Here is an 11,777-nt window from a genome sequence, read left to right on the forward strand (position 1 = left end):
TAGTTATATCCCTATTAGCCATAGTGATTACAATTTCATTTAGCGGGAAAGGAAGAGGTCCTATGTTGAATTCCACGCTTGGGGAATCGTATCAGAATTCATTGGCGCTTGAGCAGGAATGGCCTGATTACGGGATAGGCGATCCCTATGTGATGCGATATAACGGACTCTATTATTTGTATTGCAGTACGAAGGATTTTCGTGTGGGCATTAAAGCTTGGAGCTCAAGCGATTTGATTCATTGGAAATATGAAGGGCTAGCTACGGAAGACCCACTGACCGAAGGAGCTTACGCACCGGAAGTCGTTTACTGGAATGGGTTTTTCTATATGTACACCTCGCCTGCCGGAAAAGGCCATTATGTGCTTCGCAGCGAGAGCCCTACTGGACCGTTTACGATTCAAACTGAAAATCTGGGTTTATCCATTGATGGCTCTGTATTTATTGATGATGACGGCAAGTGGTATTTTACGCACGCGAGTGGTAAAGGTATTATTGGACACGAAATGTCGGATCCTTACACAATGACTGAGGAAAAGACGCTTAGCGCTTTTTTKGGCCATTGGACGGAAGGTTCAATGATTATTAAACGCGACGGCAAATATTTTATGACTTATACAGGAAATCACGTGTTCAGTAAAGGATATCGGATCAATTACGCTGTAGCGACGGACTCGCCAATCGGCACCTACAAAGTGCCAGAAAATAACCCGATCGTCATCAGCACGAAACAAGATTTTAATGGGCTGGGCCATAGTTCCAGTGTGATAGGTCCAAACCTCGATGCTTATTATATGTTTTATCATAATTTAATTGGCCATTCGAAGGAAGGGCCTCCGGTTCGGATGCTAAATATGGACCGAATCGTTTTTAATGGCGAGAAAATGGTTGTTCTTGGCGATGGCACTCATTTTCCTCAACCGGTTCCACGAATGCCGGATTTTTATGATGGCGTCAATAAACCGTTGGATCAGAAGCTTTGGGATGTTCGTGACAATGTAAATGAAACGAAATGGTTGAGCAGTAAAGCTGCCGATAAGAATCGGTTTACAGCAGAATTTAATTTTCGCATGAACATGGAGAATACACGAGTGGCGGAGGCTTCTTTCGAGACCGTCTTTTCCTATACGGATGACAATAATTATTACTCTGTTGGTATTGATCCCGCATTGCGAAGTATAGCCTTGTTCGAGATGAAGAATGGGAATAGGAAGCAGCTTGCAACTTCTCAGCTTCCCCAAGCGATGGACTTTACTAAGCTGCATACCATTCGAGTTGAGAGTAATGCGCGAGGTACTAACATCTATTTCGATCAAATGAACAAGCTTACTCTTAGAGATATCCATGCGAAACCTGGGAAAATCGGGTATGCATATCGCCACATCAAGCCGACGTTGGAATACACAGCTTTTTCTAACGAAGCGGATGGCAGCAGTGACTATGAGACAGCCAAACCGGTTCCCGGAAGTATTGAAGCAGTTCATTATTTGGGAGAAAAAGATCAAGGATTTCATGTCGGGCATCCCGTTAAAGGGTCTGTTATGCGCGAAGAAGACGGTGTTCCGATCCAAACGAGTGAAGACGGCAGTAATGACGTTACGATGGCGGGAAAAGGAGACTGGCTCGCATATAGAATTAATGTGGAGTCAGACGGAACCTACGGTTTTGATGCCATGATGAAGGAAGACGGGAATGAAAATGTGGTGGAACTGCAGGTTGATGGGAAACCTCAACGTTTTGAATTAGGCCATATGAGTCAGAACGAAGGAAACCCGTGGGTTAAAAAGCACATAGGAAATATGAAGCTAACACAAGGCGAGCATATTTTGACAGTAAAACTGGTTAAAGGAAATTTGAATTACCGCTATTTAGATATATACAGAATTTCTGAACTGCCGACAGAAAAGAACTCAAATATGTTTAGTCAAATTTTGTCTGAAGATATGTATGGCAAATGGATGAAGAAAGAAGACGGGTATGCCGTACAGACTGAGGGCTCGGATGCCAAAATGTATGCGGGCAGTGATGAATGGACGGACTATAGGGTGGAAGTTGATTTGAAATCCACTGCAGATTCTATTGAAGAGGCAGGGCTCTTGTTTCGTGTCACGAACGAATCTGAATTTCCTGAGCAAGTAAGGGATTCGTTCATGGGCTATCAACTGACCTTCCGCAATGGACGTATGATTCTGAAGAAAATGAATTATGACCAGAATGAAGTAGACTCAGCTCCGATCAGTTTTGCCACCGGTTCAATCGTACACATCGCTGTTGACGTAAGTGGAGCAACAATGAAGGTATATCTAAACGATTCGAAGCAACCTGCCTTGGAATGGACGGATGCGAATGCATGGATGCACGGGAAAATCGGTATTCGTTCAGCGTCGCCATCGTGGCTCTTTACCAATTTATCATTAGTAAGGAGGTGATTTCATAGTTCAATCACTTTAAATTACCTCTAGATTCGACACAAGCACGCAATGAATAATGCTATTCGATTAACATTTTTTCAAAGGAGGAAATGTAAAAATGAAAGCTAAAAGTCGTTTGCGCTTGGGTAAATTAATAATGGTTATGATGATGGTGGCTTCGCTTATTATTCCTTTCAATATGGCTCAAGCTGCAACGAGCGGGATGGCTTGGCCAACGTCAAACACGACAGTTTACACTACCGGTACAGGTGGAGTGTGGTATCCGAGGATGCTTCAGGTGAGCAGCAGCAACATGTTGGCTTCTTTTGATTCAAATGCGGACGGAGGTTTTACGAAAGTTAAGTTAGCGAAAAGCACGGATGGTGGGCTTACATGGGGGGCACCTATAACAGCCGCTTCTGATGCTAACGGGGATGTCGGCAACGGTCAGATGCTCCTACTAACCAATGGAGACATTTGGTTGGCTTATCGCGTGGTCATACATTCTGGCAGCACCTATACCACTTATTTGAAAGTTCGAAAGAGCAGCGATGGAGGCAGCACCTGGTCGGATCTGGCAAATGGACAAATAGCGACCGAATCGGAAACCTCTTTCACTGGGGTATGGGAGCCATTCCTCGGTTATGTGGGAAGCACGATTTCCGTCATGTATGCGGATGATAGCTCGGCCGTTGTCGGTACCTCGGGAAAGCAGAAATTATTGATGAAAACCTGGAACGGAAGCGGTTGGAGCAGCGCGACAGTTGTCAGCGACGGGGTGGCTAATAGCTCCAGAGACGGCATGCCGGTTTTCACAAAAATGGCAGACGGCAGATATATTGTAGTGTTTGAGGCCACGGACGTAAGTGGGCATCCATTTGTGATCAAGTACAAAATTTCCAATGATGGTATAAACTGGTCAGGTTCCCGTCAAACCATGTTTATTCCAACGAATACAGGGAAAAAAGCCGGAGCACCCTATGTCGTCAAACTGGGCGATGGCAGATTAATGGCCAGCTTCCAAACGGATGATGACAGCGCCAACACGGGAGACAGTTATTCTTCGATGCGAACGATGATCAGCTCCGATAACGGCGCGACTTGGGGTTATTTGTATAATGTATTCCCTGTACCGGATACGAAGTTTTCCAACTGGAATTCATTATTGGCTGTTGATACGACTCGCGTTATGGCAGTCACATCCGCTAACTTTCCTAGTACTGGCATTTACTTGCGGACGGGAAATGCAGGGACTCCCTCGAACGTGAATCTTGCCGATAATTGGGGTTTTGAAACGGCGAATGTTAACGGATGGGCACCTTCGGGAGCCGATTATCCAAACAGGATTCACATTCATGGACTAAATGATGGTATTGCACGTGCACCGGGTGGCGGAAACTACTTCATCGGTCTTGCTGGAACTAGTTCTCCTGGTACTGCTTATATCGGTCAGACGATCACAGGTCTGGATAGAGGTACCTACACAATGCGAGCCTATATGAGGAGCAGTGGCGGCCAAACCAGTAACTACATGGAAGTGAAAGACTATGGTGGATCTACGATGACAACTAATTTTCCCGTTACAGGAACTTGGACGCAGGTAACCATCTCTGGTATTAGTGTAACAAATACACAGGCGACTATCGGTTTTTACGCTGCGAATACAAGCGACAGCCAATGGGCGGATATTGACAACGTTGAATTTATCAAAACCGCTTCGACCACGCCGCTGAATGTCAATCTAACGAATAACTGGGGATATGAAACGGCAAATGTGAACGGATGGACGACATATGGGTCCGATTATCCAGATCGGATTCACATTCATGGCATTAACGACGGCATCGCGCGTGCACCTGGAGGAGGGAACTACTTCATCGGTCTTGCAGGCATTAGTTCACCAGGTACAGCTTATGTTGGTCAGACAATTACAGGTCTGCAAAACGGAACGTATACGATGCGAGCTTATTTGAGGAGCAGTGGCGGCCAAACCAGTAATTATATGGAAGTGAAAGACTATGGTGGGACTGCTCGACAAACCAATTTCCCGGTTACTTCGACTTGGACGCAGGTGACGATCTCCGGCATTAGCGTGACTAATGGTCAAGCGGCCGTCGGATTTTTCGCCTCAAATAGCAGCAGCAGCCAATTGGCAGATATCGATAATGTTGAATTTTTCCGAACCAATTAACTGAATGTATTTCCCGCGTACAAGATGGTTTGTGCGCGGTCAACTTATACACAATCATAAGAAGTAGGAGTGATCATCACAAGATGTCGACAAAAATGTATATAAAGGACTATCCAAGGCCTCAGTTTGTGCGAGAATCATGGAATAGTTTAAACGGTGAGTGGGAATTCCGGTTTGATGACGGGAACGTTGGAGAGAAAGAAAAGTGGTACGAGGAGTTTAATGGGGACCTCAAGATCATGGTACCGTTCACTTATGAAACGAAGGCCAGCGGTATTGGGGAAGAGGCATTTCACCCTCAAATATGGTATCACCGATTGCTCGAAGTTCCGAAGGAACAAGAAAGCAAAAGGATCATCCTGCATTTCCAAGCGGTGGACTATCTCGCTAAATTGTGGGTGAACGGAACGTGTGTAGGTCAACATCAAGGTGGATATGCTGCGTTTTCATTTGATATTACGCCCCATATTCAATTTGGTCAGTCAAACAGCCTCGTCATGAAGGTAGAGGATAGCCAGAGCTGCACGCAACCACGCGGTAAGCAGCGTTGGGTAAAAGACAATTTCGAATGCTTTTATGTTCAAACAACAGGAATTTGGCAAAGTGTATGGTTGGAATATGTGGCGGAATCTTATATCAAATCCGTGAAAATGACACCTGATCTAGACCGTCAATCGGTACGCTTCGAATACCAAACGCATGGTGATTTAAAGCAGGGGCAGCTTCGCTTAGAGACTCGAATTAGTTTTAAGGGGAAGATCCTCAAACAAACCGCTTTGATCGTGGATCGGGCTTGGCTGCAATTGGAGGTAGATTTGCTGCATGAGGCTAATGGTCCATGGAAGGTAAGCAGATGGTCTCCGCAAAGTCCGAACTTATATGATGTGGAATTTGTTTTATTTCAAGATGACGTGGTGATCGACCACGTGTATTCATACTTCGGGATGAGGAAGATTTCCATAGAAAAAGGAAAAGTGCTCCTCAATAATACGCCTATTTATCAGCGGTTAATTTTAGACCAAGGGTACTGGTCCGACAGTCATTTGACGCCGCCTTCGGAGCAAGCATTAATAGAGGATATCGATGCTATTCTCGCCATGGGGTACAATGGGGTGAGGAAGCACATGAAGATTGAAGATGCGCGGTTCCTATATTGGTGCGATGTCAAAGGGCTTTTGGTATGGTCTGAGATGGCAGCCACCTTTGAATTTAATGATGAGGCAGTTGAGACCTTCACCAAGGAATGGATCGAGATTGTAAGGCAGCAGTATAATCATCCTAGCATCATAACGTGGGTGCCCTTTAATGAGTCTTGGGGCGTCATGCAAATTTTGAATGACCGTAAGCAGCAGAAGTTCACTGAGGGCATCTATCATTTGACTAAATCGATGGACCCGAATCGTCCTGTCATCACAAATGACGGATGGGAACATACCATATCAGACATTTTGACTTTACATGATTATGTGGAAGCCGGTTCGGAATTCCTCCAGCGTTATGCGGATAAATCCCCTATCGTAAACAACGAATGGGCATTCAACAAAGGGAAATATGCCCTAGCCCAAGGATACACGTATCGTGGCCAGCCCATCATCATTAGTGAATTTGGCGGGATCGCTTTCCAAACTGATAAAGGCTGGGGGTACGGCAATCAGGTGGTGACGGAAGAGGCATTTATTGAGCGATTCCGAAGCATTACCCAAGCGATTAAGGATATCGACTACATTTGCGGGTATTGCTATACGCAAGTGACTGATGTCCAGCAGGAAATGAACGGACTTCTCACTGAAGCACGGAGACCGAAGATTCCACTAGAGCTTATCAAAGAAATTAACCTCGCATAAAAGTTAAGAGGCGGTGTTGAGAATGGAATATAGAAGACTTGGACGTACGAATTTAAACGTTTCTTGTGTTGGATTCGGTGGCGCACCGATGGGGCTGGATAACTATTTGGAACCTTATGAAGCTCAGAAAAGCCGTGACGTGGTTATCGATTCTCTTCATATGGCTTTGGACAAGGGACTTAATTATATTGATACGGCACAGGGTTATGGAAATGGGTTAGGCGAAAGTATAATCGGAGCCGTGTTAAAAGAACGTCGTCATGAGGCGTATATTGCTACAAAGGTTCCCTCAAATCTTGGCTATGACGATGTGATTCGATCCGTCGATGCAAGCTTGAAGAATCTCCAAACCGATTACATCGATGTTATGCAATTCCATGGAGGGTATTTAACAGAAGAGGATTATCACCGAATTGTGAATGACGGACCGCTGGATGCACTAAAAGTATGTCAAGAACAAGGTAAAATACGTTTCATCGGAATCACGAACGAGGTTCCTGATCACGTATTGCTTTGGTCCATTCGATCAGGATATTTCGATGTCATTCAAGTTCGGTATAATCTCTTTTATCAGGGTGCTGCAGATCCAATCATTCCAGAAGCCGCTAAGCATGACGTTGGAGTCGTCGTCATGAGGCCGCTGACGAGCCAATCTCTATATCGCTTTATGAAGCGCGTTGCGCCAGAGTCACTTGAGACGATCAATCCTCATAGGATCGCCTTAGATTTTGTTCTCTCTAATCCCGATGTTTCCGTTGCCATATGCGGTATGCGGACCATTAGAGAAGTATTGGATAATGTCAGTACTGTGGATGCAAAAGAATGGCGTTGGGATTTCAAGCTTGATCGCGGTCAAGGTGGAGTCCAATTTTGATTCACAAGCCAGAAGCGTTCGTGCTGACGCAGGCCAACCTGCTTCAAGGATTCATGAACACGTTAATATCGTCATGGAGTGGAAGGAGTCGTTATATGAGCACGATGCAGATGAAAACATTTCGAAACCCAATATTGGAAAAGGGTGCTGATCCTTGGATATATCGGCATACGGACGGTCATTATTATTTTATGGTGACGCGGGGCGACCGGTTGGATTTATGGAAATCCGAATCGATGAGCGGAATTGCGAACGGCGCGATGAAGACCGTCTGGACTCCTCCGGCGGAAGGGTTGGACAGCAGGAAACTGTGGGCACCGGAAATCCATCATCTCGGAGGCAAATGGTACATTTATTTCACGGACAACGACGGAGGCGGAGACGAAAGCCGCAAAATCTACGTGCTTGAAAATGAGCATGCCGATCCTCTCGATGGAACATGGCAGATGAAGGGGGCCGTGAATACGGCCTTGCCCGGATTGGACGGAACGGTGCTGGAGCACAACGGGAAGCTCTTTTTCATGTACGCGGGCTACGGCCATTTTCCGAAATACGGCTCGGCGGTCTACGCCGCCGAAATGGAAAACCCGTGGACGATCAAGGGGGAGGAATCGCTGCTCACCAAGCCGGAATACGATTGGGAGCATAAAGGCGGGATGGCGATAAATGAGGGGCCTTGCTTCCTTAAGCGTTTCGGCAAAGTATTCCTGATTTATTCCGCAAGCACATGCTGGTCCGATGACTACGCACTAGGGATGCTGACCGCAAAGGAAGACAGCGATCTACTGAATCCGGCTTCATGGACCAAGAGCGAGAAACCCGTTTTCTGTAAATCAGTTGAAAACTCCGTCTTCGGCCCTGGCCATAACAGCTTTACCGTATCCCCGGACGGAACGGAAGACTGGATCGTCTATCATGCCATACCGGTATCTGAAGGCGGTAGTAACCGAAGAAGCGCCAGAATGCAGAAATTCGGTTGGACGGCGGACGGAAACCCGGACTTCGGCGATCCGATACCGGCTGAGGTCGAATTTGACGTGCCTTCAGGCGAAAAGTGAAAATCGATCCGGCAGCTTGATAAACCTTGGCTCTGAAAGAAATTGGGGTATAACAATGGATTACATAAAACATGTAAGGTCTATGGTTGGACATGAGAAAGTCATCATGGTGGTTTCTGGAGCTTTTATATTTGATAAAGAAAATCGGTTACTATTACAACAACGTTTGGATAACGAAAAGTGGGGTCTTCCAGGAGGGTTTATGGAGTTAGGGGAAACCGTTCAAGATACAGCGAGGAGAGAAGTCTTCGAGGAAACCGGTTTACATTTAGGGAAACTTGAGTTGCTTGGAGTTTATTCAGGTTCAAAATATGATAAAACCTTTTCTAATGGAGACCAAGTTTCAATGGTTCAATTCATTTTCACTTGTAAAGAATATGAAGGTGAATTAATCAAACAAAACGCCGAATCTATGCATAATGCATTTTTTGCACTCGATGAGTTACCTGACAACTTATTCCCTGACCATAAAGTCTTTTTTGATGATTTAATATTCAATAAAGAACGGCCGATATTGAACTAACGGATAAAAGGGGATCGGCTCATGCAAGGGTATAATGTTTTAATGATATCTGTTTCGGCTTGAAGACGGGAACGAGTTATACGATCACCGTAGTATTCGGTTCCAGCCATTTTTTTTGGAAAGTGCCTTTGAGCTCTATAAGCGAGCGGATAAACGCATGTATCGGATGAAGAAATATGCTATGTCGAATACGAAAAAAGAAGTCGACCATCTCGTGGTCGACTTCTTTTTATTTTATTGCGCGGTCAGGATTTGTGGACCTTCAGCTGTGATGGCGATCGTATGTTCGTATTGGGCGGCGAGCTTGCGGTCCAGCGTCCGCGCGGTCCAGCCGTCCGGATCGATTGTCATGTAGTAGGTGCCTTCGGTGATCATTGGCTCGATCGTGAACACCATGCCTTCCTTGATGCGGTAGCCTTTGCCGGGCTTGCCGACATGCATATAGTTCGGCGCCTCGTGCAGATCCCGGCCGATGCCATGAGCGAGTAGGTCACGCACGACGCCGAATCCGTTCGATTCGGCATGCCGCTGGATAGCGCTTGTCACATCGCCGAGCCGATTGCCGGGCTGCGCTTGCGCGATACCGAGGTCAAGGCATTCCTTCGTGACACGCATCAGCTTCTCGGCTATCGGCGAGATCTTCCCGACAGCATAGCTCCAGGCTGAATCACCGAGCCAGCCGTCGAGCTCTGCGACTGTGTCGATCGTCACGATATCCCCCTCCTCAAGTGGCTTATCTCTAGGAAAGCCATGCGCGATCACGTCGTTAACGGAGGCACAGGTCGCATATTGATAGCCCTTGTAGCCCTTCGTATAGGGCTTGGCGCCGTGCTTCAAGATAATGTCCTCGAAGATGCGCTCAATCTCGTTCGTCGTGATTCCCGGTTTGATGAGCGGGGCGATCGTGCGATGGCATTCGGCAACCACTTGGCATGCCTTGCGGATAGCCTCGATTTCATGCTTGCTTTTTAAGATCACCATGTTCGTATCAGGACTCCTTCGTAATAGCTTGCATCGCGAGCTTGGCGATTCGATCGACGTCCAGCTCCGAAGCGCCCGCATAGTAGTACAGTCCGCAGCAGCCAACCAGCACGGCAAGCATAAGGTCTACGCTGTCGTCTTCGCGCTGGGCGATCGATTGGAGCGGAACATACAGCCGTTCCATGAATCGTCTGTTGGTAGAGTGCCGATCCCTCTCAGGCAAGCCTGCATAATGTTCCGCCGCCATTTTGTAGACGAGATATGCGCGGGCGTCCGACTGCCACAGCCGGAGCAGCGCCTTACAATACGTCAACATCTGTCTCTCATCCTGGCCGCCGCCGTAGATGTTTGCCCATTCTGCAAGGGCTTGCTCGCATCGCTCGAAGCCGCTGCCCAGCACATCTTCTATTAATAAATGTCGGTTGGGGTAATAATGGTATACCGTGCCGTAACCGATCTTCGCCTCGCGGGCGACGTCGCGAATATCAAAGCTGCCGCTCGTGTGGAAGTAGGTACGCGCGGCAGCGTCAAGGATCTGTTCACTGCGCTGCATGCGGATGAGCTCATTTTGTTCTTTGGTACGGGGGCACATGGACGCGTAATCCTCCTTATTTAGACCTGCAAATTTGTCGATATAAACATAGTAACGCATGCGGCGGGGATATGCAAATTATCTGTTAGAGAAATAAAGTTATTTATTTGAAATAAAGTTCTATAGTGAACTGAACGAAGACAGAACTCCATGCAGGAGAGAAAGTGGGTTTTCTTAACGCAAGAGGAATAAATAACCAGCTAGTCGAATGCTAATGGTATGCTATGGAAAGGAGGATTCAATTATGTACTTTCACAGTTATAGAAAGCCGATAAGAATCCGCCAACTTCCTCAAAATTGGTAATTTGAGGAGGGTAAATATGAAAGTTAATGATAATTATCTGAAAGAACAATTAAAGCATGTTTATTGGTTAAATGGTGGTTGTTGCGCGGGCAAGACCACAATGACAAAGAAATTTGTTGAGGAGTTAGGATTTCAAACGCTAGAGGATAATGTCTTAAAATATAGACCATTCACTAGCCCTGTTGAATACCCCGCCATTCAATATCCTCATCCTGGTTTGGACTGGGACAAATGGTTTAATAAACCCAATGATGAACATTGTGAATGGCTTTTTCAAATTGTCGAAGAAATGATGGAGTTTTATGTTATTGATTTGTTGAAAATGCCTACCGATACACCAATCATAATAGATTTAGGAATAATGCCTGAATTAATATTACCCTTTATTCCTAAAGAAAGAATGATATGTCTCTACACGTCTGATAAAGAAATAGAAAGGCTATATTTCTTCAGGGAAGACCATAAGATGATTTTGGATGTTATTAACCAAACAGCTAGTCCATCAGAAGCAATCAAAAACGGCAACAAAAACATGGTGAAGTTTTCTCATGATATTAGAAATGCCTGTATTGATAATGGTATCAAAACCATTGAAAGAACAAAAAGCTTAAGTGTTAAAGAACAATTTAGACTAGTTCGTGAACATTTCGGAATTTAAGTTGAACCTCCAGTAGCGTAGGTATCATGTGCAGGCTGCCAAATAGACAGGCTGTTGCACGAACGCAGAACTATAGCACCACAACATTAAGCTTAAAAAAGGAGCAATTTAGCGATGTACGAACATCTCGTTGTATTCAAGTTCAATACTAATGTCACGCCAATCAAGCAACAGGAATTGCTGGATCAATTGTTATCGTTTCGGGATCGTATCCCCGGGATATTTGATATAAGTGCAGGCATCAACGTAACTGAAGAAACGGAAAATATTAAGGGCTATACTCTCGGATTACGGGTAACGTTTGAAGACCTTGCGTCGCTGCGTTCATATGGTCCGCATCC

10 protein-coding genes are annotated in these 11,777 nt (G+C 45.8%); 8 read left to right on the top strand and 2 right to left on the bottom strand.

Translation table 11 applies throughout. From position 1 onward, the window contains the following. Positions 1-62: 62 nt before the first annotated feature. The 6 genes from AB4114_RS15675 (at position 63) to AB4114_RS15700 (ending at position 8,901) form a co-directional block, all read left to right on the top strand. Positions 63-2,429, top strand: coding sequence for a family 43 glycosylhydrolase (locus tag AB4114_RS15675; protein ID WP_441989277.1), 2,367 nt, complete (start codon positions 63-65; stop codon positions 2,427-2,429). Between the two features lie 100 nt (positions 2,430-2,529). Then, positions 2,530-4,602 carry a sialidase family protein gene (locus tag AB4114_RS15680; RefSeq protein WP_441989293.1) on the top strand — a complete coding sequence of 691 codons (2,073 nt, stop codon included), beginning with the start codon at positions 2,530-2,532 and terminating at the stop codon, positions 4,600-4,602. An 83-nt stretch (positions 4,603-4,685) separates the two neighbouring features. Beyond that, entirely contained in the window at positions 4,686-6,446 is a 1,761-nt protein-coding gene (locus AB4114_RS15685; RefSeq protein ID WP_441989278.1) for a glycoside hydrolase family 2 protein, read from the top strand. A gap of 22 nt (positions 6,447-6,468) precedes the next feature. Then, a complete protein-coding gene (locus AB4114_RS15690) occupies positions 6,469-7,320 on the top strand; it encodes an aldo/keto reductase (RefSeq protein WP_441989279.1) in 852 nt (283 codons plus the stop codon). Then, positions 7,317-8,378 carry a glycoside hydrolase family 43 protein gene (locus tag AB4114_RS15695; protein ID WP_441989280.1) on the top strand — a complete coding sequence of 354 codons (1,062 nt, stop codon included), beginning with the start codon at positions 7,317-7,319 and terminating at the stop codon, positions 8,376-8,378. Before AB4114_RS15690 ends, AB4114_RS15695 begins: the two co-directional genes overlap by 4 nt. Before the next feature lie 55 nt (positions 8,379-8,433). Next, positions 8,434-8,901, top strand: coding sequence for an NUDIX hydrolase (locus tag AB4114_RS15700; RefSeq protein ID WP_441989281.1), 468 nt, complete (start codon positions 8,434-8,436; stop codon positions 8,899-8,901). A 234-nt stretch (positions 8,902-9,135) separates the two neighbouring features. Here AB4114_RS15700 and map read toward each other — a convergent pair whose 3' ends face one another. Both map and AB4114_RS15710 read right to left on the bottom strand, forming a co-directional pair. Continuing rightward, positions 9,136-9,882: a type I methionyl aminopeptidase gene (gene map, locus AB4114_RS15705; RefSeq protein WP_441989282.1), complete on the bottom strand. Its 747-nt coding sequence runs from the start codon at positions 9,880-9,882 to the stop codon at positions 9,136-9,138. 7 nt (positions 9,883-9,889) lie between these two features. Beyond that, on the bottom strand, positions 9,890-10,474 hold the full coding sequence (locus tag AB4114_RS15710; RefSeq protein WP_441989283.1) for a TetR/AcrR family transcriptional regulator: 585 nt from the start codon (positions 10,472-10,474) through the stop codon (positions 9,890-9,892). Positions 10,475-10,794: 320 nt separating this feature from the next. Here AB4114_RS15710 and AB4114_RS15715 point away from each other — a divergent pair, with 320 nt between their 5' ends. Next, entirely contained in the window at positions 10,795-11,436 is a 642-nt protein-coding gene (locus AB4114_RS15715; protein WP_441989284.1) for a hypothetical protein, read from the top strand. 114 nt (positions 11,437-11,550) lie between these two features. Next, positions 11,551-11,777, top strand: a 227-nt coding sequence (locus AB4114_RS15720; protein ID WP_441989285.1) for a Dabb family protein, incomplete at its 3' end; no start/stop codon positions are given.

The organism is Paenibacillus sp. 2RAB27 (assembly GCF_052115445.1).
Taxonomy (GTDB): Bacteria; Bacillota; Bacilli; order Paenibacillales; family NBRC-103111; genus Paenibacillus_E.